At 65.2% G+C, this 22,015-nt stretch carries 18 protein-coding genes; all 18 read right to left on the bottom strand.

The features are described from left to right. Positions 1-593 (bottom strand): Mur ligase domain-containing protein (locus tag AC1VS5_RS01740; protein WP_481217492.1); only part of this gene is annotated, 593 nt, incomplete at its 3' end. Between the two features lie 201 nt (positions 594-794). Beyond that, a complete protein-coding gene (gene murG / locus AC1VS5_RS01735; protein WP_481217491.1) occupies positions 795-1,919 on the bottom strand; it encodes an undecaprenyldiphospho-muramoylpentapeptide beta-N-acetylglucosaminyltransferase in 1,125 nt (374 codons plus the stop codon). Continuing rightward, positions 1,909-3,594: a putative lipid II flippase FtsW gene (gene ftsW / locus AC1VS5_RS01730; RefSeq protein WP_481217490.1), complete on the bottom strand. Its 1,686-nt coding sequence runs from the start codon at positions 3,592-3,594 to the stop codon at positions 1,909-1,911. Before ftsW ends, murG begins: the two co-directional genes overlap by 11 nt. A 33-nt stretch (positions 3,595-3,627) precedes the next feature. Continuing rightward, positions 3,628-5,034, bottom strand: a complete 1,407-nt coding sequence (gene murD / locus AC1VS5_RS01725; RefSeq protein WP_481217489.1) for a UDP-N-acetylmuramoyl-L-alanine--D-glutamate ligase — start codon at positions 5,032-5,034, stop codon at positions 3,628-3,630. A gap of 9 nt (positions 5,035-5,043) precedes the next feature. After that, positions 5,044-6,075, bottom strand: a complete 1,032-nt coding sequence (mraY, locus tag AC1VS5_RS01720) for a phospho-N-acetylmuramoyl-pentapeptide-transferase (RefSeq protein WP_019128163.1) — start codon at positions 6,073-6,075, stop codon at positions 5,044-5,046. Continuing rightward, entirely contained in the window at positions 6,075-7,523 is a 1,449-nt protein-coding gene (locus AC1VS5_RS01715) for a UDP-N-acetylmuramoyl-tripeptide--D-alanyl-D-alanine ligase (RefSeq protein ID WP_481217488.1), read from the bottom strand. Before AC1VS5_RS01715 ends, mraY begins: the two co-directional genes overlap by 1 nt. Positions 7,524-7,694: 171 nt before the next feature. Beyond that, on the bottom strand, positions 7,695-9,497 hold the full coding sequence (locus tag AC1VS5_RS01710; protein ID WP_481217487.1) for a peptidoglycan D,D-transpeptidase FtsI family protein: 1,803 nt from the start codon (positions 9,495-9,497) through the stop codon (positions 7,695-7,697). A gap of 235 nt (positions 9,498-9,732) precedes the next feature. Further along, entirely contained in the window at positions 9,733-10,278 is a 546-nt protein-coding gene (locus AC1VS5_RS01705; protein ID WP_481217486.1) for a cell division protein FtsL, read from the bottom strand. An 87-nt stretch (positions 10,279-10,365) separates the two neighbouring features. After that, a complete protein-coding gene (rsmH, locus tag AC1VS5_RS01700; protein ID WP_417057393.1) occupies positions 10,366-11,325 on the bottom strand; it encodes a 16S rRNA (cytosine(1402)-N(4))-methyltransferase RsmH in 960 nt (319 codons plus the stop codon). Between the two features lie 16 nt (positions 11,326-11,341). Then, entirely contained in the window at positions 11,342-11,770 is a 429-nt protein-coding gene (locus tag AC1VS5_RS01695; protein WP_019128157.1) for a division/cell wall cluster transcriptional repressor MraZ, read from the bottom strand. A 440-nt stretch (positions 11,771-12,210) separates the two neighbouring features. Further along, a complete protein-coding gene (locus tag AC1VS5_RS01690) occupies positions 12,211-13,191 on the bottom strand; it encodes a tyrosine recombinase (protein WP_287748089.1) in 981 nt (326 codons plus the stop codon). A 4-nt stretch (positions 13,192-13,195) separates the two neighbouring features. Next, the gene (locus AC1VS5_RS01685; protein ID WP_481217485.1) at positions 13,196-14,857 is read right to left on the bottom strand and encodes a CTP synthase; all 1,662 of its coding nucleotides are present in this window, start codon (positions 14,855-14,857) and stop codon (positions 13,196-13,198) included. A 108-nt stretch (positions 14,858-14,965) separates the two neighbouring features. After that, positions 14,966-15,802, bottom strand: coding sequence for an ABC transporter ATP-binding protein (locus tag AC1VS5_RS01680; protein WP_481217484.1), 837 nt, complete (start codon positions 15,800-15,802; stop codon positions 14,966-14,968). Then, the gene (locus AC1VS5_RS01675) at positions 15,799-16,701 is read right to left on the bottom strand and encodes an ATP-binding cassette domain-containing protein (RefSeq protein WP_481217483.1); all 903 of its coding nucleotides are present in this window, start codon (positions 16,699-16,701) and stop codon (positions 15,799-15,801) included. The genes AC1VS5_RS01680 and AC1VS5_RS01675 overlap by 4 nt, the downstream gene beginning before the upstream one ends. Further along, the gene (locus tag AC1VS5_RS01670; RefSeq protein ID WP_481217482.1) at positions 16,701-17,642 is read right to left on the bottom strand and encodes an ABC transporter permease; all 942 of its coding nucleotides are present in this window, start codon (positions 17,640-17,642) and stop codon (positions 16,701-16,703) included. Before AC1VS5_RS01670 ends, AC1VS5_RS01675 begins: the two co-directional genes overlap by 1 nt. Beyond that, a complete protein-coding gene (locus AC1VS5_RS01665; protein ID WP_481217493.1) occupies positions 17,639-18,622 on the bottom strand; it encodes an ABC transporter permease in 984 nt (327 codons plus the stop codon). The genes AC1VS5_RS01670 and AC1VS5_RS01665 overlap by 4 nt, the downstream gene beginning before the upstream one ends. Beyond that, positions 18,622-20,280: an ABC transporter substrate-binding protein gene (locus AC1VS5_RS01660; protein WP_481217481.1), complete on the bottom strand. Its 1,659-nt coding sequence runs from the start codon at positions 20,278-20,280 to the stop codon at positions 18,622-18,624. The genes AC1VS5_RS01665 and AC1VS5_RS01660 overlap by 1 nt, the downstream gene beginning before the upstream one ends. A gap of 163 nt (positions 20,281-20,443) precedes the next feature. After that, positions 20,444-21,901, bottom strand: a complete 1,458-nt coding sequence (locus AC1VS5_RS01655) for a CCA tRNA nucleotidyltransferase (RefSeq protein ID WP_481217480.1) — start codon at positions 21,899-21,901, stop codon at positions 20,444-20,446. Positions 21,902-22,015: the final 114 nt, after the last annotated feature.

The following is a 22,015-nucleotide window of genomic DNA, read 5'->3' as shown; positions in this document are numbered from 1 at the left end:
GACGAATAGTGGTCGAGATGGTCGGCCTCGATGTTCGTCACGACCACGACATCGGGATCAAGATAGAGGAAGGAGCTATCAGACTCGTCGGCCTCGGCAACGAAATACTCGCCCTGGCCGTTCCGCCCGTTCGTATCGTAGCCCTCGACGATGCCCCCGATGAGGAAGCTCGGGTCGAGCTTCATGCGGTCGAGCATCGTGGCGACCATGGACGACGTCGTCGTCTTGCCGTGGGTCCCGGCAACGGCGATCGTCGTGTACCCCTGCCCGAGCTCAGAGAGCATCTTGGCGCGCGGCCACACGGGAATATCGAGCTCACGCGCACGCATGAGCTCGGGGTTGGTCTCGGGGATGGCGGTGGAGACGACCACGACATCGGGTTTCACGGCATCGATGGTGGCGGCGTCGTGACCGATATGGATATCAACGCCCGCGCGCGTGAGCTGGCGAATATAGCGCGAGGTCTTGAGGTCGGAACCGCTCACCGCATAACCGCGCTCGTGAAGCACGAGGGCGATGCCGCTCATGCCCGCCCCGCCTACGCCGATAAAATGGACGCGGAACGAGCCGGGGGCTTTCGGGGTGTCTACCATGTGGGGTTACTCCCTCTCTCTGGTCTGTAGTTCGACCCATTGATTGTAGGTGACAATCGCCGCCATGACAAAGGCGACACGCGACGCCCACGCCCGGCGGCACGATATGCGCCGGCCACGCGCCGCACCGGGATATCGCTGCGCGAGCTGAATAGATGCAGAGCCGCCAGCACCCGCGTGGAGCGAGAGCCTGGCGAGACCCTATGCGAGCGCCTCGAGGGCGTCGGCGAGGTTCTGGGCGGCACGGTCCTGCCCAAGCCCCTGCGCGGCAGCGCGCATACGGTCGCGGCGGGCACCGTCGGCCAAGAGGCCCAGCAGGGTGTCGGCGAAATCCTGGGAGTCGATCTGAGCATCCGGGCAGAGAAGCGCAGCTCCCGCGTCCACGAGGTAGCGAGCGTTCGTCGTCTGGTGGTCGGCGGTTGCATGCGGATAGGGAACGAGCACCGCGGGCACCGCAAGGGCAGCGATCTCTGCTATCGAGGACGCACCGGCGCGAGAGAGCACGAGGTCGGCCGCGGCGAGCACGTCGCCCATATCGTCGATGTAAGGGCGCACGCGGTAACGGGCGGCCTCCTCGGGTGTGAGCTCAAGCGCGCGCACGGTATCGTCGTAATCGTCTGCACCGGTGGAATGGAGCACGTAAACGTCGTCCCGTGCCAGCAGATCCCGCTTAAGCGATGTCAAGCGCTCGTTGAGGTGGTGCGCGCCGAGCGACCCGCCGAAGGCAACGAGGAGCGTCGCGCCGTCCGGGACATCGAGCGCGGCGCGACCGCGCGCACGATCGCCCGCGAGCACCGATGCGCGCACGGGATTGCCTATGAACTTGATGGCGGAAGCCGGCGCGCCGTGCTTCTCGAAAACCTCGGACACACTCGGCTGGGCGATGGCGATGAGCGCAGCGCCTTTCGCCGACTGCTTGTTGGCAAGTCCGGGAACAGAGTTCTGCTCATGGAGCGCGTAGGGTATACCGAGCTTGGCGGCGGCGCGCACGAGCGGCAGCTCGATATAGGCGCCGAACCCGATGACCACATCGGGGCGAAGCGATGGGTCGCGCTTGAAATCGCGTACGATGCGCCCCTCCGCACGCGCGAGGTGCATAAGCGCGGTGATGAGCGTCCAGGGCCGTTCCCGGTCGAAGCCCGTCACGTGCACGGGCGTGAAGTCGAACCCGGCCTCGGGTACGAGCGTGCCCTCGAGCCTGCGGGACTCGCCATAGAATCGCACCGTGTGCCCGCGGCGCCGGAGCTCCTCTGCAAGAGCGAGGGCGGGGTTCACATGCCCGGCGGTGCCGCCTGCGGCAATCGCTATGTTCAGGTTAGCGGCCATGGGGCCCCCTTCTCTTCGATGAGTCATCGTCACCATCATAGCGCCTCTGGGGACCGCGCGAGCGCAAGCGGTCGGCGGGATCTGCCCCAAGGTTCACACGCTCATAGGATCCACCGCGCTCAAAGGATTGCGTCCTGCCCGAAGAGGGCCGGTTGTTCCGAGTGGCGCGGTCTGCCGCACCGCCGCCGCGGCTCGCGGAGCCCGTGCGGCCAGCGCGCCCCTCCGCGCGCCCCATCGGCCGGGCCCCTTCACCGGGGGCAACGAAGCCGGTACCGTCGACCACGCTGAAGCCATCATGCCGGCGCGAGGAGCGCGGGCGGGCGGCGCCAGCGGTGCTCCCCTCGATGGCTCCGGGATCGCCGCCATCTGCCTCGGGCGCTCCCTCCCCCATCACGCGGAAGCCTGCGCGGCGGGCGTCGTAGACCGTCTTTGGATTGCTTTCCAAAGAGACGCGCATGATGAGCCCGGCAAGCGCGAGCATGCCGATCATCGCAGAACCGCCATACGAGATGAACGGCAGCGGCTTGCCCGTCATGGGCGTGACGCCCAAGATGCCGAGCATGTTGACGAGGAACTGGATCATGAGCATGACCGAGCAACCGGAGGCGATGAGCCTTCCCTGAACCGTGGGCGACTGACTTGCGATCTTGAGACCCGCATAGATGAGCAGGGCGAAGACCGCGAAGAAGATGGAGACGCCCACGAACCCGAGCTCCTCGCCGATGATGGCGAGGATGTAGTCGTTGTGAGCCTCGGGGAGGTAGTTGTACTTCATGGTCGAGTTGCCGATGCCGCGGCCGAAGATGCCGCCCGAAGCGAAGGCCATGATGGCGAGGGTGGCCTGGTAACCGTCTCCGTACGGGTCGGCCCAGGGGTCGCTCACCGTGAAGACGCGCGCCGCTCGATAGCTCGACGAGAAGATGAATAGGGCGCCGACGATCAAGCCCGCCAGCAGCACGAATCCGATGAGCTTGTAGGAGAACCCAGCGAAGTAGCACATGACGAATACGGTGCCCGCGATGATAAGGCAGGTGCCGAAATCTGGCTCGAGAATGATGAAGAAGAGCGGGACGACGATGCAGACCGCGAGCATCTTGATCATGGTCCAGGCATCGATGGATTGCTCTTCGTAGTACTCGTGCAAGATCTTCGCTGCGGTCACGATGATGACGCTCTTGGCGAACTCGGACGGCTGAAGACGACCGATGAGCGGCAGGTCGACCCAACGCGTGGCGCCGCCGACGTTCCGCCCGAACACGAGCACGGCGACGAGCAGAAGCACGATGCCGCCCCAAGCCCACCACGCAAGATGGGAGCGCATGGTGGCGAGCGGGATGCGCGAGAGGACCGCTGCGAGCACGAGGCCCGCCCCAATGAAGAACGCCTGACGCTCGAGGAAATAGGTCGAGCTACCGTATTCGCTGAGCGCTTCGACAGACGAGGCCGAGTACACCATGAGAAGGCCGAACGCGAGAAGCGCCGCGAGGCATACGATGAAGACGAGCCGGGGGCGCATGATGCGCGCCGGCACGCCAGCGATGAGGCGCTCTCCGAGCGCGGAGTGCTCCCCCGCCTCCCGGCGCGCGCGGCCACCCATGCGCCCGTGGCGCCGGGAGCGCTTCTCATCCGGCGCATCCGCCGATGCACCGGTTTGCTGCCTTGGTTCCTCTGCCATTACCGTCCCTATCGGTCTTGCCGTAAAAACACCTTATGCGGACTCGGCATCCCGCCCGAGTGCCGCCACGAGCTCCTTGAAGGCGCGCCCGCGCTCCTCGAAGCCCGAGAACTCGTCAAACGAGGCGCAGGCGGGAGAAAGCAGGACCACGTCGCCCCGTTCGGCAAGCGAGCGGGCCACATCCACGGCGTCAGCGAGGTCCTCGGCCTCGGCCACGTCGATATCGTGGCGGCCGGCTGCCTCCACGAAGGCGTCGAGGAAACGCTGGCGAGCGTCACCAAAACAGACCACAGCCTTCACCGTGGAATGCACGACGTCCTCGACGAACTCTTCGAGCGGTGTACCCTTGTCGCTGCCGCCGAGCAGCAGCACCACGGGCTCGTCGGGAAAGGCGGTGAGCGCCTTTACGACGGCATCGGTGTTGGTCGCCTTGGAATCGTTGATGTAGCGCACGCCGTCGATCTGCGCGACAGGCTCGATACGATGCTCGAGAGCCGTAAACGAGACGAGCGCCGCGCGGACATCCTCGTCCGAAGCACCGACCCACAGCGCAGCTGCAGCCGCCGCGAGCGCGTTGAGCTCGTTGTGCGCGCCCCGGATGCGAAGCTCAGCGGTGGGAACCAAGCGGTGCTCCACGCCGTTCAAGCGCACCACAAGCACGCCTTCATCGCAAAACGCCGCCGAGGCGGCCCCGGAATCAGCATGCGAAAGCTCGCAGACGGCGGCACCCGTCGAGCGCGCCGCAGAAAGCGCAGCTCGGGCGCCCGCATCCTCCACGCACACAACAGCAAGATCGCCGGGTTCCTGATTAGCGAAGATCTTGCGCTTAGCGGCGGCATAGGCGTCGAGCGTGCCGTGCCACGCCAGATGGTCGGGCGTGATGTTCATGAGCACTGCGACGCGCGGATGCAACATGCTCGTCGTTGCCAGCTGGTAGCTCGAAAGCTCTGCAGCGAACCACGAGCCGGGAGCGCGGTCGTCCACGGCAGCAATCGGTGCCAGGCCGATGTTGCCCACCGCGACCGAGGCGCGGCCGGACTCATTCAAGATATGGTTGACGAGCGAGGTCGTCGTGGTCTTGCCGTTGGTGCCAGTGACAGCGATCCAGTGCTCGGGCGAGAGGCGCCATGCAAATTCGGGCTCGCCCATGATGGCAAGCGCATGCTCGCGGCCGCGGGCGAAGAACGCGGAGAACTCCGAGATACCCGGGCTCGCCACGCATACATCGTAGCCACCCTCGACCAACTCTGTCCCGAAGACGAAGTGCACCCCTGCGGCTCCGAGCGCATCCGTTTCGGCGGAGGGGGCAGAAGCCGCCCCGCCGTATACGGTAACCGAGCGCACGCGCTCACCAAGGTGCGCCGCGCCCCAGTGGGCAACGGCCAGGCCCGTAGACCCGAGCCCGAGTACAAGCAGGTCGAAGGTTTCTGGCAGCAGCATGAAGAACCACTATCCCAACTGGAAGAAGACCGCGAGGCCAAGCGCGCCGAAGGCGGCCGCGATGATCCAGAAGCGGATGACCACCTTCGTCTCGGCCCAGCCCTTCTTCTCAAAATGATGATGAATGGGCGCCATGAGGAAGACGCGCTTGCCCGTGAGCTTGAAGCTCACGACCTGGATCATGACAGAGAGCGTCTCGATAATGAAAAGCCCGCCCACGATGAGCGACACGACCTCGGTGTTGGTCATGACGGCGACGCAGGCGAGCGCCGCGCCGAGCGCGAGCGAGCCGGTGTCGCCCATGAAGATGCTCGCCGGATAGCAGTTGAACCACAAAAAGCCAAGGCAGGCACCCGCGCACGCGGCGCAGAAGATGGTGAGGTTCGAATCGTTGCAGATGAAGCACACTGCAGCCATCACGAGCATCGCGATCATGGACGTTCCGCCCGCAAGACCGTCGAGGCCGTCGGTGAGGTTGACCGCATTGGAGAGCCCCACGATCAACAGCCAGGTAAAGATCATGTAGAGCCACGGGATATGGAAGGGCTCGCCGGCGATATCGACCGTCGTGGTGAGCACGCCGAGGTCGACGGAAAGGCCGCCCGGGAACCGCACGACGGGCTCGACGCCGCACCAGTTAATCGAAAGAAGGCAGAAGAGCACGCAGATGAGGGTGAGGCCGATCATCTTGGCGTGCGGGGTGAGGCCAAGGGAGCGCCCGTGGGTAACGGAGGTGAGGTCGTCGATAAGGCCGAGGACTCCGGTAGCCAGCGTGGCGATGAGCACAAGTGCCAGCTCTGCGGTGAGCCTGCCCATGACGAGGCAGGTGATCGCCAGGGCGACGAGGATGACGACGCCACCCATCGTGGGGGTACCCTGCTTGATGAGGTGCTGCTCGGGGCCGTCAGCGCGCACCTGCTGTCCGAAGTGCTCGATCCTCATGACGCGAATCCACAGCGGCATGATCACCGCGGCGATAACCGCTGCGACAGCGAGCGAGATGAATGCCTGATAGGTTGGATAGGCAGCGTTTCCGAGCATTAGCAGACCTCCTCAACGAGGCGATCGAGCCCCAGGAAGCGGGAGCCCTTCACAAGCAGCGTATCATCGGAGCGGAGCGACTGCCGCACGAGCTCCGTAGCGCGTTCGGTATCGCCGGCAATCGCGACGGAGCGGGCAGGCATGCCCATGAGGCGCGCCGCAGCGGCCATCTCCTCCGCGCAGGCCGTGCCCACGCACACGAGCAGGTCGGGCTTCTTCGCTGCCGCATAGGAGCCTACGAGTGCATGCAGGCGGGGCCCCTCTTCGCCAAGCTCGCCGATCTCGCCGAGAACGGCGATGCGACGGCCGGAGACGGGAAGCATCTCGAGGAGATCGAGCGCCGCAGCCGTGGACTCGGGGCTCGCGTTATAGGTGTCGTCGATTACGCGGGCACCGCACGCGGCACGACGGAGCTCCTGACGGCGGCCGGTGATCGCCAGGCGCTTGAACGCCGCCTCCATCGTCGCGGCATCGATGCCCAGGCGTTCCGCAAGGGCGGCGGCGAGCACGGCATTGGAGACCGATTGCGCCCCGGTAACCGCCAACGCGATGCGCGCGGACTCACCGGAGGCGAGCAGAAGGTCGAAGCTCGGATGGCCCTCGACGTCCAGCTCGATATTCGACGCGCGAACCTCGTCGTCCGCGCCCGTCCCGGCAAGGACCACCTCGACCGCCGCAGGAAGGGCGAACTCGTCGCGAATGAATGGCGTGAAGTCGTCCTCGCCCGAAAGCACGAGCACGGGAGCGGTACCGGGCACCCCGGCCTCGGAGCCGCTTGGCACGGGCCTCATGCCCGAGACGATCTCTGCTTTAGCGCGCGCGATGTTCTCACGGCTCCCCAGCATGCCGATATGCGAGGTGCCCACCTTGGTGATCACCGCCAGCGAGGGCTCGGCACATGCAGCAAGGCGCTCGATCTCGCCACGGGCATTCATGCCCATCTCGAGCACGAGCACCTGCGTATCGCGCGGAGCGCTCAGAATCGAGAGCGGCAAACCGATCAGGTTGTTGTAGTTGCCCTTCGTGGCCCAGACGCGGAAGCGAGCGCCCAGAAGCGCCGCCAAGAAGTCCTTCGTCGTGGTCTTGCCGATCGACCCGGTGACGCCCACGACGGTACAGGCGAGCTCGGCACGGTAGACATGGGCAAGGCGCAGGAGGAACTCCTGGGCATCGTCCGCTACCAGTACGGCGCAACCGGCCGCATCCGCCTGCTCGAGCAAGGTGTCCTCGGGCGTCCGGGTGAGCACCACGGCAGCCGCGCCCGCACTCACCGCCTGAGGCGCGAAGTCGTTACCGTCAACGCGCTCACCAGAAAATGCCACGAACAGGCCGTCGCGCTCGACAAGGCGCGAATCGATGAAGCAGCCTCGGCAGATGCGGGCGGGGTCGCCGGCAACAACGCTGGCACCCGTAGCTCCCGCGATAGTCTCTACGGTGAACTCAAACATGCAATCCCCTCAATCGAGTTCCATCAGCTGCGTATTGTACCGTAGCGACCTAGATGCCCGGGCGCGCCGGCGCGGAACGCACAAGGTGTGCAAGCTCGCGCGCGGACCACCTCGCCCCGAGCGCAGCCAAGCTCGTGGCGCCCGGCGGCACCGGCCGCAGCCGCACGCTTGTTATGAACGCGTTCGCTTGACGCCCAGCACCGAAAGCGCTTGCTCCATGATGGTCTTGAATGCCGGCGTGGCGGCCGAGGAGTGGTACGGCGTGCCGTCGAGGGTGATGTAGGCAAGGGCCGCCGGCTCGCTTGCCGGGGCGAACCCAATGAAGGACGACATGTAGTTACCCTTCTGATAGCCACCGGACGCGTCTGCGCGCTGGGCGGTACCGGTCTTGCCCGCAACGTCATACCCCTCGATCGCAGCCCCTGAACCGGTTCCCTCGTCCACGACGGTGATCATCATCGATTTCACGAGCTCTGCCGTCTCCGCGCTGATGGCGCTCGCCTCCCCGTCGCTCCAATCGAGCTCCTCGCCGTGCTTCGACTTCAAGAAATGCGGGGTCGTCATGACGCCGCCGTTCGCTATGCCGCACACCGCCCGGGTGACCTCGATCGGCGAGACGGAAATGCCCTGCCCGAAGGACATCGACCCCAGGCTCGAGCCGTCATACTCGCTGCGCTCGCGCACGATGCCGGTGGACTCGCCCGGAAAATCGATGCCCGATTTGGTTCCGATGCCGTAGGCGTCAAGATACTCGGCGAAGTTATCCGCTCCGATCTTCTGGCCCACGAGCACCATGCCCGTATTCGAAGACCTCCGTATGATCTCGCGGAGCGTCATGGTCATGGCGTAGTCGCGGTCGTCGATGTCGTTCACCCAGTCGTCGCCGACCTTGACCTCGGCCGGAACGTCGAAGGTGGTGTCGGGCGTCATGAGCCCCAAATCGATACCCATGCCGCTCACCAGCGTCTTGAACACGGAGCCCGGCTCATAGGCATCCGTCACGACGCGCAGGTTCATGTCGGCGGCGTTCGTGTTCGCCAGATCGGTCTGGTCGTACGTGGGGCACGAGCAGCAGGCAAGGATCTCGCCCGTCGCGGGATCGCACACGATGACCGATCCGTAATCCGCGCCCGAGCTCTCGACCGCGTCGGCAAGCGCCTGCTCCGCGACGCTCTGTATGTTCACATCGAGCGTGAGCACGAGGTCGGTGCCGTCTTTGGCAGACACCTTCTCGTAGGCGCCGCCCGCGATATACGAGCCATCGCGGGCCCGCTCGCGGACGATGGAGCCGTTCGTGCCCGTGAGCACATCGTCGTAGTAGCTCTCCAAACCGGAGACGCCCTCGTTGTCGATGTTCACCACGCCAATCACCTGAGAGGCGAGCGTGCCGTACGGGTACACGCGCTTCATGGTCTGCTCGAACTCGATGCCCTTGATGCCGCGCTCCGAGAGCGCATCGGCGATATCTTGGTCGACCTGACGCTTGATATAGACGAAGGTTGTGTCGCGCGTGACCTTCTCGCGGCACGCCTCCTCGTCGATGCCCAATAGTTCGACGAGGGCGCTCACCGCCTCGTCGGCATCTTCCACGAGCTTGGGGTTGGCATAGACGTTCTGGCACTCGACGCTCGAGGTGAGGACGTTTCCGTTCCGGTCGTAGATGGTGCCGCGCTTGGCAAAGAGGGTCTGGCGCGAGAGGCGGCGCTCGTCGGCGCGCTTCCGGTACGTTTCGGCGTTCACGATCTGGTAATCCGCGAGATTCCAGAGGCCGAGCGCCATGCCTAAGCCGAGTGCCCCCATCACGACGGCACGTCGCGGGATGCCCTCGTGGTCAAGGTCGCTATGGAGCAGGTCGACCTGCGGGCGCGTACCGCGGGGAGGCCTTCCGGAACCTCCGCCGCCCCGGGTGCCACCCCATGCCGGGCCGAGGGCATCGGAGCCCGAGCCGCCTCGCGCTGGGCCGCCTCGCATCATCCCGCCTTCATGGCGCACCGCGCCACGAGGGGACCCGTAGGGCTGCCCTGAACGACCGGCATGGGAACGGGACCCACGCTGCGACGCATCGCGCGGGGCCCCTCCCCGAGACATCGATTCATATCCTTGATTGAATGCATCACGACGCGGACGCGACGAACCTCTGCGGCTGGACCGCCCGTCGTCTCGTCCGCTCCCGGTATACCGGTCGCGCGCCATTGCTACCTCCCGGGGCCTATTGGGCTGTGTCGGCGCTCGATGCCCCGGACGACCCTGCATCTGCAGCATCGGTGGCTGCCGCGCCGGCGCCCTGGTCATCGGTTGAACCCGCCTGCGCGGAGGCGCCCTGGCTCAGATCGAGCACCGTCGTGTCCTCCGGCTCGACCATGCCGAGCGTACCGGTTGCAAGGTCGCGGATGCGCGTATCGGCTCCATAGACCGAGTTCATGACCTCGAGGTTCGAACTCTCGTCCTGCGCCGTCTCGAGCGAGCTGTTAAGCGCGGCGTTCGTGTTGAGCACCGATGCCGTAACGCCCGCGATGGCGACGCGTGCGATGCCGATGGCGAAGAAGAGCGCGACGAGCACGCAGAAGACCTTCACCACATGGGTGAAGACAGGGCTAACGACCTGGTTAGCCTCGCGGCCCTCACCTGTATAGACGTCGAAGCGCGGGCGCTCAGCGGGCGCCGCGCCCGTTTCGGGGCGAGCTGCCGGAGCCGGCATCGCCTCGAAGTCGTAGGCATACGCCGCATTGGAATCGTAGTACGCCATGGTACGCATGCCTCCCATCCCGGTGCGTTAGTGGTGCGTTTACGGTACGTTTCTGGTGCGGTGCGGGATGGAACCTAAGATAAGCGGGCGTTGCGCTCACAAGCGCTCGGCCACGCGGATCTTGGCAGATCTCGCTCGCGGGTTGCGCTCGACCTCTTCGGCCGTGGCAACCAGCGGTTTTCTCGTCAATACCTTGAGTGTCGGCACGTTTCCGCACATGCAGACCGGAAGTTCCGGCGGGCAGGTGCAGCCCCGGCTCCGCTCCTGGAACACATGCTTCACGATGCGGTCCTCAAGCGAGTGGTACGAGATGACGCAGATGCGCCCTCCCGGATTGAGCCAGCGCACCGCTGCCTCGAGGCCGCGCTCGAGAACATCGAGCTCATGGTTGACCTCGATGCGTATCGCCTGGAAGCTCTTGCGCGCGGGGTGATGCCCGTGCCGGCGCGCCGCCGCGGGAATCCCCGCTTTGATGGCCTCGACGAGCTCTCCCGTGGTCTCGATGGGGCTTAGCTGCCGACGACGCACGATCTCTCGCGCGATCTTGTCGGCGAACTTCTCCTCACCGTATACGCGAAGGATCCGGGCGAGGTCGGCTTCGTTATAGGTGTTGATGACCTCAGCTGCGTTTAAAGGGTTGTTACCCGGGTCCATACGCATATCAAGCGGGGCGTCCTCGTGGTACGAGAAGCCCCTTCCAGGGATATCAAGCTGCGGGCTCGAAACGCCCAAGTCGAAGAGGATGCCATCGATGCCGGGCACCTCGGCCCGGCACAGAAGCTCGTCTAGGTCACCGAAGTTCCCCTTCAAGAGCTTCAAGGGCACGCCCGGCGCCTCTGATGCAAGGCGCGTGCGGGCGGCGGCGAGCGCCATGTCATCCTGGTCGATGCCGATGAGGAGCCCCTCCTCGCCCACCTGCGCGGCCATCTTCACAGAATGGCCGGCGCCGCCGAGCGTGCAGTCGCAGACGGTGGAGCCCTCGCTCAGGCGAAGCGCTTCGAGCACTTCCTGGAGCATGACGGGTTCATGCCGATATTCAGGTGTCAACGTAGCCATGTCCGTTTGCTCCCGGTTACTCGTCGAAGAACAGGTCCTCGTCCCCTTCATCATCCGCATCGGCTTCAGCCCACTTCGCGCGATCCCAGATCTCGAGATGGTCCCAGTTTCCGACCACGGTGACCTCGCGATTGAGGCCAGCCTTCTCGCGCAGCGTCTCGCTCAGACCAATACGCGAAGCGGAGTCGATATCCATCGGCGTCGCCCGCGCCATGATCTTGCGCATGAGCGCCTGATCCTCGCGCTTGCGGGAATTGAAGCCTCCGCGCTTTTCGAAGAGGCCCAGTGCCCAATCCTCGAACTTCTCGTTCGAGAACACGTACAAGGCATCAACGTCCGGTGCAGGCAACACGTACACATGCTCGCCGAGCTCAGAGCGAATGGCAGCAGGCAGGGATAAGCGGCCTTTGGCATCGAGATTGCGCTCGAACGTCCCGGCAAACATCTCTGCTGCGCCCTCCTCTCGGTTACTCGGTTAGGGCTCGTACGGGGAACCACCCCGGCTGTCGACGCATTCAATAGTATGGTTTGAAGCGATTTTTAGCAACATTTTTTCCCACTTTCTCCCCCACCGGTTCCCACACCTCCACCAACGGACACCGGCTCCCCAAATGGGGAAACCAACCTGAGCACGACATATTGTGTTTGGATGGCAGTGGGCGCCCTACCGCTTGATGGACGAGCGACAACCCTAACCTTCAACCTCACCTTGAGGCGATTTTTCCGCACGATGGAGCGGGCGTGCGCAAGATATGGAGACCGCAGGTCGGCTGCAAAGCTTGCACTTCCGGCTCTTCTCGCACCGCCCGGGTGCCCCGCGCCACGAGACAGATTGACCCGGCACAACTGTCTCGTGAGACAGATTGACCCGGCACAACTGTCTCACTAGGCGCGGGGATGGGCGGCGAGGTAGACCTCTTGCAGCTGGCTCCGGTCCAGGTGCGTGTAAATCTGCGTGGTCGAGATATCGGCATGCCCCAAGATCTCTTGCAGCACGCGAAGGTCGGCGCCGCCGGCGAGCAGGTGCGTCGCGAATGAATGCCGAAGGGTGTGCGGATGCAGCCCCTCGATGCCAACGAGGCGCCCATAGCGCTCGCACGTAGCATGCACCGACTGCCGGGAAATGCGCCCGCCGTTCTTGTTGAGGAACACGGCAGCACTGCCGCGCCGCGCGCGGTCATGCGCTGCGAGCTCCGCCCGCGGGCCCGCGAGGTATGCCGCGAGCGCAGCACGCGCGCTCCCCACGATGGGCACGACCCGCTCTTTAGACCCCTTGCCGAACACGCGCATGAACTCATCGTCGAGATAGAGGTCGCGCAAATCGAGGCCGCAAAGCTCGCTCACCCTCAGCCCGCAGCCGTAGAGGACCTCGAGCTCAGCCCTATCGCGAGCACCCGCCGGAGTTGCGGGGAACGGCTGGTCGAGCAGGGCGCGGGCATCTTCAACGGAGATGAAGTCCGGCAAGCGCTCCTCTTTTTTGGGCAAACGCACCGACGCCGTGGGATGTGCGGTCGAGAACCCCTCGCGCGCCATGAAGGTATGGAGCCCCTTGACGGCGGATAGGGCGCGCACGATCGAGGCATCCGCGTAGCCAGCATCTCGCCGCGCCGCCACGAATGCATCGATATCGCGCTTGTTCACGGCGTCGGGCTCGTCTATGCCTCTCTCGCAAAGGAAGCCCAGATACGCCGTAAGGTCGCGCCGATAGGCAGAGAGCGTGTTTTTCGCCAGGTTCCGCTCGACCGCCAGCGAGGTGAGGTACTCCCCCGCCGCCTGTTCGAGCGCAGACGGCGCCCGGCCCGCCTCGCTGAAGGCGGAACCAGGCGCCGAACCGGCGTTTCGCTCGCTATGTCGAGGCGCGACCAACGCCCTACGCCACGGGGGCGTTCTTGGGCGTGACGTCCAAGCGGTCGATGCCCTCGTGATAGCCCACCGCGGCGCGCGTGAACTCGCGGAAGAGCGGCTGCGGGCGCGTTGGGCGGCTCTTAAACTCGGGGTGCGCCTGCGTGGCAACGAACCACGGGTGCACGTCGCGCGGCAGCTCAATCATCTCGACCAAGCGCTCATCGGGCGAGATGCCCGAGATAACGAGCCCAGCCCCCTCGAGCTCATCGCGGAAGGCGTTGTTGAACTCGTAGCGGTGGCGGTGGCGCTCATACACGAGCTCCTCGCCATAGGCCTCGCGCACCAGCGAACCCTCGGCAAGCTTTGCAGGATAGGCGCCCAGGCGCATAGTGCCGCCCTTCTCCGTGACGTCCTCCTGGGAGCTCATGAGGCCGATCACAGGGTGCGCGCACTCGGGCTCGAACTCGGTGGAATTGGCGTCGGCGAGACCGGCTACATCGCGCGCGAACTCGCACACCGCCACCTGCATGCCGAGGCAGAGGCCAAGGTAGGGGATCTTGTTCTCGCGCGCGAAGCGGGCCGCGCAGATCTTGCCCTCAAGACCGCGCACGCCGAAGCCGCCGGGCACCACGATGCCCGATGCATCGCCCAGCACCTCCTGGCACGAATCCCAGGTAAGCTCCTCGCCATCCACGAGCTCAACGTCCACATGGCGGTCGTAGAAGATCCCTGCGTGGCGGATGGCCTCGATCACCGAGAGATACGCATCGGGGAGCTGGGTGTACTTGCCCACCACGGCCACCTTTACGGCATCTTCATGATGGTTGGCGTGGTTCTTCTTCTCGAGAAAGGCATCCCATTCGCTCATGTCGCGCTCGCGCGGATCGAGTCCCAGGCGCTCGCAGACGCGCAGATCGAAGTCCTGCTCGGCAAACATGCGCGGCACATCGTAGATGGAGGCGCAGTCCTCGTTGGTGAACACGCAGTCTACATCCACATCGCAGAAGCTCGCGATCTTAGCGCGAATGGCATCGTCGATCTCGTGGTCGCTGCGCAGCACGATGATATCGGGCTGAATGCCAAAGCTGCGAAGCTCCTTCACGCTATGCTGTGTGGGCTTGGTCTTGACCTCGTGGGCGGCGGCGATGTAGGGCACGAGGCTCACATGGATGTAGCAGACGTTCTCCGCGCCGGCGTCTTTCTTATACTGGCGAATGGCCTCCACGAAGGGCTGGCTCTCGATATCGCCGATCGTGCCGCCGAGCTCGGTGATCACCACATCGGAGCCGGTCTGCTCCTCGATGCGGCGGAACTTGTCCTTGATGGCGTTCGTGACGTGCGGAATCACCTGCACGGTGCCGCCCAGGAAGTCGCCGCGGCGCTCGCGATGGATGAGCGAGCGGTAGATGGCACCTGTGGTGAAGTTGGAGTCGCGGGTAAGGTTCTCGTCGATGAAGCGCTCGTAGTGGCCAAGGTCGAGGTCGCTCTCATAGCCATCTTCGGTCACGAAGACCTCGCCGTGCTGGAACGGGCTCATGGTACCCGGGTCCACGTTGAGATACGGGTCAGCCTTCTGCATGGTGACCTTGTATCCCCGGCTCTTGAGCAAGCGGCCGAGTGCCGCGGCGGTGATGCCCTTTCCGAGCGACGAGACGACGCCACCGGTCACGAAGATGTGCTTAGTCATTATGTTGTACCTGCGCTTCCCGTAGTAGAATCTCGGCCGCGCACGCGGCGCTCTGTACGGGATTCCATAGTAGCACTAGCCTCTGCGCGGTGGCGCTCCGGGACGGAATTAAATCAGTCGAAACAACCGGGTGGCAACACGGTCAACGAGCGCAGGGCTATGGGAGACGAGCACGATCCCCATCGACCGCTCGCTCGCGATGGCGACCACCTCGCGCCAGAGCTCCGCCTGCGTCACCGCGTCGAGCATGGCGGTCATCTCGTCGCATACAAGGTAGCAGGGCTCGGCGATGAGCGCCCGCACGATGCAGAAGCGCATGAGCTCACCGCCCGAGAGCTCGTGCGGGAAGCGGTCGAGCCACGCCTCGCGAATCCCGAAGCGCTCGAGCAGGCCGGTGTCGCGCACGGCTTCGAGGCGCGCGACGGCAGAATGCGCGGCGGCGGAACGCGCGGCGCCAAGGCTCTCCGCCCCGCTGGAACCACTTGCACGGGCAGCTGCTCGCGGAGGCATCCCCTCGGTCAGGCTCCTGCCCAAACGCAAAAGCGGATCGAAGGCCTGTTCGGGATGCTGCCAGATAAGCTGGACAGGCCGGGGACCGCGCAGGCGGGAACCCCGCGGGCCGGGAGCTGCGGGCACACCATCGCAAGCGCCCTGGGCGCGCGCCGCAGGCACGCCATCGCGAGCAGCACGTGCGCCGCACGCGCGCACCACAGGCACGCCACTGCGGGCGGCGCGGGCGCACGACAGCTCAACGCCATCGACGAGGACGGCTCCGGCCTCTGGGCGCAGATAGCCGGAAAGCACCCGGCAGAGCGTCGTCTTGCCCCTGCCCGAGGGAGCCGTGAGCGCCACGCGCTCGCCCGGATCGACAACCAAGTTCACGTCATGAAGAATCGGCCGGCCCGGCACGTAGGAAAACGAGATATCGCGCGCCTCGAGACTCATCGCTCTCTCCCCTCTTCGACTAACGCAGAAAAGCCGTGCTCCGGCATGGCATGCCAAAGCGCGCGCGAGAACGGATGCGCGAGCAGCTCGGGGGCGGCAAAGCTCGAGCAGGCGGTCTCCTCGACTACCGTTCCGTCGCGAAAGACCGCCACGCGGTCGGCAACGCTGAGCGCAAGCTCCAGGTCGTGCGTGATGAGAAGCACGCCGCCTCCCCCGTCGGCAAAGGACCGAAGGTCGTCGAGAGCGTGGATGGCAAGATTCATGTCGAGGCCCGGTGTGGGCTCGTCCGCCACGATGAGCCGCGGATCGTCCACGATCGCGCAGATGAGCAGCACGCGGCGCGCCATGCCGCCGGAGAGCTCGTGCGGGTACATGCGCTCGACCTCCGCCGCCAACCCATAGGCGCGGAAGAGTTCGCGCATGCGCTCCTTGCGCTGCCTACGGCGCTCCCTGCCCGCTCGGCCCCGGCCGCAGGCCCCCACCACCTGCTCGCCCACGCGCATAAGCGGGTCGAGGTTGTTCACGCTTTGCGGCACAAGTGAAATGCCGTGCCCGCGCAGGCGCGCAAGGTCGGCGGCGTCGCAGCGCTGCCCCTCGAACCACATGGCTCCCGTCACGCGCGCATTGGGCTCGAACAAGCCCATGATGGCATCGGCCAAAAGCGTCTTCCCCGAACCGCTCGCCCCCACGAGCGCAAGCATCTCCCCCTCATGCACCGACAGGGTAAGGTCCTTGATGACGGGGGCGTCGACCTTCTGCGCCTGAAAATAGGGTGCGGCGGGATCGTACATCTTGAACCCGACCGAGAGATGCTCGACGGAGAGAAGGTGCCGGCCCTGCGGATGACGCGACCCCGAGGCATGACGATGGTGATGGTGGAACTCTGCATCGGCATGCATCAGCCCTGCACCCCCTCGGGCGACATCATGCGCCGAAGCAGCGCACCGGCGCGATCGAACATGAGCACCACGGCGAGGAGGGCCAGGCCCGGAAACACCGCGAGCCACCAGGCACCCGAGGTGAGATAACCCATCGCTTCGGACAAGATCACGCCGATGGCGGGCTGCTCGGGCGACAATCCGAATCCGAGGAACGTGATCGAGGCCTCGTGCAGCACGGCATGGGGAAAGAGCAGCACGAGCCCCACCAGGTACTGCGGAAGCACATGGGGTACGACGTGCGTGAAGACGATGCGCATAGGCGATACGCCGAGCGCGCGCGAACAGGAGATATAGGGCTGCTCGCGAAGCTGCAGGATCTCGGCGCGCAGCACGCGGGCAAGGCTCGGCCAATGCGTGACGGAGATGCCAACCATGACCCCGAGCGCCCCGCGGCCGAGCGCATAGCTGATGAGGATGAGAAGCACCATATGGGGGATGCCCATCGTAAGGTCGATGAGCCAGCTCACCACAGCGTCGACCCGGGACCCACCGAGCGCGGCGGCAGAAGCGAGCGCGAGCGCGATGACGGACGAGACCGTCGCGGCGACGAGCCCCACGACAACCGAGGTCGAAAGCCCCGCAAGCGTGCGCGCGAGCATGTCGCGGCCCATCCAATCGGTTCCGAAGGGGTGGCCAAGCGAGGGAGCAAGGTTGCGCGCATCGAAATTCGTCGTCGAGGCGGCGTCGGCAAGCATGATTCCCGCGATAACGACCGCGCAGAGCGCGATCGCAACCCCTGCCGCCATGACGAGCATGGCGCGCCTGCCGCTGAGCGCCCCCGTCGCCGCCGGCTCGTGGAAAACGGGGAGCGACGGGTGGTCGTGATCTTGAACGAGGCCGGGGGCATCCGCCTCAGCCTGCCGGCAAAGCTGTGCCTCGCCATCTTCTCGCACCGTCATCGCACCTCCTCCCGCACGCGCGAACCCAAACGCGGGTCCACCGCGCCATACAGCAGGTTTGCGATCGCGTTGCCGAGAAAGACAAGCGCGGCCGTGGCGAGCGCGATGCCTACGAGCAGCGGCGCGTCTCCGCCAAGGCCCGCCGTAACAGCCGCCTGCCCGAGCCCGGGATACGAAAAGACCTGCTCCACCAAGATGGAGCCTCCCACGATCTCGCTCACCTGGGAAAACTGCAGCGTAAGTGCTGGAAACACGAGGTTTCGCAGGCCGTGGCGAAAGACGATGGACCGAAGCCCCTCGCCGCGCGAACGCGCGAACCGCACATAATCGCTCCCCAGCACGTCGATGGTCTTCTCGCGCGTATGAAGCGCCACGTTGGCTATGCCCGTAAGCGAGAGCACCAGCGCGGGAAGCATCATATGGTAGAGACGCGTGGCGAGCGGCACCGCGCCCGTAGAGCCGATGGGAACCGAGAAGCCCAGGGGAAACCACCCAAGGTATACGGCGAACACCATGAGTGCGATGAGCGCGAGCCAGAACGTCGGCGTGGCCGAGAGCACATAGCAATACCCTCGCACGAGCCGGTCGAGCCAGCTGTCCCGAAGCGCGCCGGATGCGACCCCCAGCACAAGGCCCACGGCGCCCGCGATGATCCACGACGCCGCCAGAAGCAGCGCGGAGCTCGCGAACCGCTCGCCCACCACCTTGGCAACCGGCTCGTTGAAGCGAAGGCTCTCGCCAAGATCTCCCCGCACGGCATCGCCCAGCCACGAGAGATAGCGTTCAACGACGGGCATGTCGGCGTCCCACCGCTCTGCCAGCTGCTCCCTGCGTTCCGGGCTCATCGTTGCGTATGCCGCCTGTCCCACATTGGCCTGCACGGGATCGATGGGCGAACTTCCCACCAAGAGGAAGGTCAGAAAGCTCACCGCTAACATGAGCAGCGCGAAGCGCGCAACGCCGCGAGCGACCGAGCGCATCACGACCATTCCCAGCGGTCCACGTTGTTCACGAGCGACCATCCGTGCCCATGGGGATGCGGCTTCTGGTCTGCCACGACGAGCCCCTCGCGCTTGAAGTAGAGATGGTCGACGTTGGCAATCCACGCCCACGTTGCAGCGCCCTTGGGCGCGAAGCCGTTTTCGCCGTCCCAAGCCGCGAGCTGCCAGTACGCGTAGGAATCCTCGATGTTCTGCTGCGCCAGCGCCTCGTCGAGATGGGCATCGATTGCCGCGTTCTCATAGCACGCGTAGTTACCCCAGCCCGTAGAGTAGTTGAGCGCATACACCTCGATGGGTGAGTTGGAACCCCACCCCCAGAGGACCGGCTGCTCGTACTGGTGGCTGTAGATCTCGTCCCAGCTGCCACCGCGCGGGCTCGCCTCTATGCCAATCTGGGCAAACTGGTTGGAGAGTTCGTTGGCGATCGCCTGGCGCGCCGAATCGTCCGAGGAGTACCAGATGTCGAACGCGGCGCGCACGCCGCCCTTCGCGCGCACGCCATCGCTGGCTATAGCCCAGCCGGCATCGTCGAGCAGGCGCGCGGCCAGGTCGCGATCGAGCTCGACCTTCATGTCGTCGCTCGACCACGGCATATCGTCGCTTACGCTGTAGGCAGGCTTGCCATAGCCCGAAAGCACGTTCTCGATCACCGCATCGCGGTCGATAGCGTAGGTGAGCGCGCGGCGAACCGAGAGGTCCGAGGTCACGTCGTTGCCCATGGCGTAACTCGTCCCGCCCTCGGACTTCGTGCCGCCGGCAGGCTGCGTGGGCAGCGAGATGCCGCGCGAGTCGACCGTCGCATAGTTCACAAGCTCATAGCCGTCGAAGCTCTGCTGGGCGTGCGTCGCGTAGGTATACGCGATGTCGACCTCGCCCGCCTGCACCGCCGCAAGCGCTGCGTCCTCCTCCATGAACACGACGACCACGCGCTCCATGAGCGGCGGCTCGCCGTAGTAATCCGGGTTGGCGCTGAAGATCGCCTGCTGGCCGCGATCCCAGCGCTCAAGCATGTAGCGGCCCGACCCTATGGGAGCGGAACCGTATCCATCGCCGTAGGCGTGCTCCGGCACGATGCCCAGCACCGCGAGGGTGTACAGGAGCGCGTTGTAGGGCTTGTTGAGATGGAGCTCCACCACCGTATCGCTCACGGCAACCGCCTCGTCCACCATGGAGAGGTCGCCCTCGAAGGTGTCGCTTTGGATCGCGGAGTTCACCGTAAACGCCACGTCGAAGACGGTGAGCGGCTCCCCGTCGGTGAACGCGACATCGTCGCGAAGCTCGAAGGTCCAGGTCAACCCATCCGCAGAGCAGCTGTAGCTCGTCGCAAGGTCGTTAATGAACTCGAGGTTCTCATCCGTGGTGATGAGCGTCGACTGGATGAGCGGCTCGTGCACATGCTCGCCGCACCCCCATGCCACAAGCGGGTCAAACCCAGCCGCTGGCTCGCTTCCCGCGTTCATGGCGACGATCACCTGGCTAGAAGCGCTTTCGGAACCGGACCCGGAGGGTGCAGAGCCGCCTTCGCCCGCGCCCACCGTGCAGCCGCTCAGCAACGCCGCGGCACCCGCAGCACCTGCACCCGCTATAAATCCACGACGCGACAGCATGCCGCTGCCGCGCGCCACTTCGTTTATCATGAGCATGCTCCTCAGAACCTCTGGGTAGTTCGCATAGACCGAGTGTTACGAATTGCTCCATTCGTATTACTCTTGCTCCATCCTACCACATTCGCTGGAGGCATCCCAGCCGCCGGCATCACGCGCGCAGGCGGCAACGGAAGCGAAACGGGTTTGCAAGGCCCTATACATCGAGATAAGCAAGCAGGTCGTCGCGCTTATTGGGCACCAGGCCATCGACCGTTGCATCGAGCGCACGCCTAAGCAGGGCGCCGATACGGGGGCCGGGCGCCACGCCGGCGGCGATGAGGTCCGCCCCGCTGAGGGCCAAGGTTCCCACGCTGTACGCCTCGTTGTTTGCAAGCAGCACGCGCACCATCTCGCGCATGCGCTCGATATCCTTCACGTAGTAGAAGCACGACGGAGCCTTTCCGAGCGTATCGGCGCGCTTGATATCGAAAAGCTCGTTCATGAGGCGCAGCGTATCCAAACCCGAACCAGCGAAAAGCCCCATAACGCGCAAAAGGTCGCTGCGCTCGGCGCTCATGGGCCGGTCGTGATAACGAATGAGCAGGCATGCGTCGCGCATCACCTCGCTCGGACACGCAAGGCGGTGCATGATCTCTCGTGCCTGCTCCGCCCCGCGCTCGGGGTGTCCGTAGAAGTGGCCGCGCCCCCGGTCGTCGAGCGTGAAACAGGCCGGTTTGGCGATATCGTGCAGGAGCGCCGCCCACATGAGCGAAGGCGATGGGGCGGCCTCGGGGCCGGCACCATCCACGCTCGAGAGCGAGAGCTCGCCCGCCACGGTAAGCACGCGGGCGATATGGTCGTACACATCGAAGGCATGATAGCGGCTATGCTGGTCAAAGCCACGGCAAGGTGCCAGCTCGGGAATGGCTGCGCACATGGTGTCGGGATACCGGAGCAGGGCATCTCCCGCATGGCCGGTTGCAAGGATGCCATCGAGCTCCCAGCCCACTCGTTCGCGTGCCACCGCGTCGAGGAGGGGCGCGCACGAAGCGAGTGCGGACGCCGTCTGGGGCTCGACCACGAAATCGAGCCGGCAGGCAAACCGCACGGCGCGAAGCATGCGAAGCGCGTCCTCTTCGAAGCGCCGGCGCGGCTCCCCCACCGCCCGAATTATACGGCGGCGAAGGTCTCCCGCACCGTCGTATACATCGAGCAGACCGCGCGTTGGATGCCACGCCATCGCGTTGACCGTGAAATCGCGGCGGGCAAGATCGTCCTCCACGCGCTGCGCAAGGCGCACAGATTCGGGATGACGCCCATCGGTGTAAAAGCCGTCGAAACGATACGAGGTCACCTCGATACGCTCTTCACCCCGCACCGCCGTGATGCCGCCGAATTTGATGCCCGACCGAACAACCTTGAAGCCTTCCGCTTTGAGGGCGGCTTCGCTTTGCTGCCAGGTTCCCGAGCAGCAAATGTCCACGTCGTGGCACGGAGCGCCTCGCAGCGCGTCACGTACCCAGCCGCCCACGATCCACGCCTCGAGCCCCGCCCCCTCAAGAGCCCGAAGCACCTCGAGCGCCGTTGCGGGCGCAGGCGTTCCGTTCAGGGCAGGCTGCTCGACGGTAATGCTAGGCACCGCGCCGGTATCGATATGCAAGCACTCGTCCATTACACCCCATTCACGTTAACAGGTACAGTATACGGTGCCGTGGCGAATTAGGCGCTCATCGTTTTGCGCTTCAAGTGCCCCGCGCGCGGTCTCATGCGCCACGACCTGCACCTG

Source organism: Enorma sp. (genome assembly GCF_982429025.1).
Note: the sequence above shows the minus strand (reverse complement) of the source record. Positions and strands in the feature narration are given on the sequence as shown.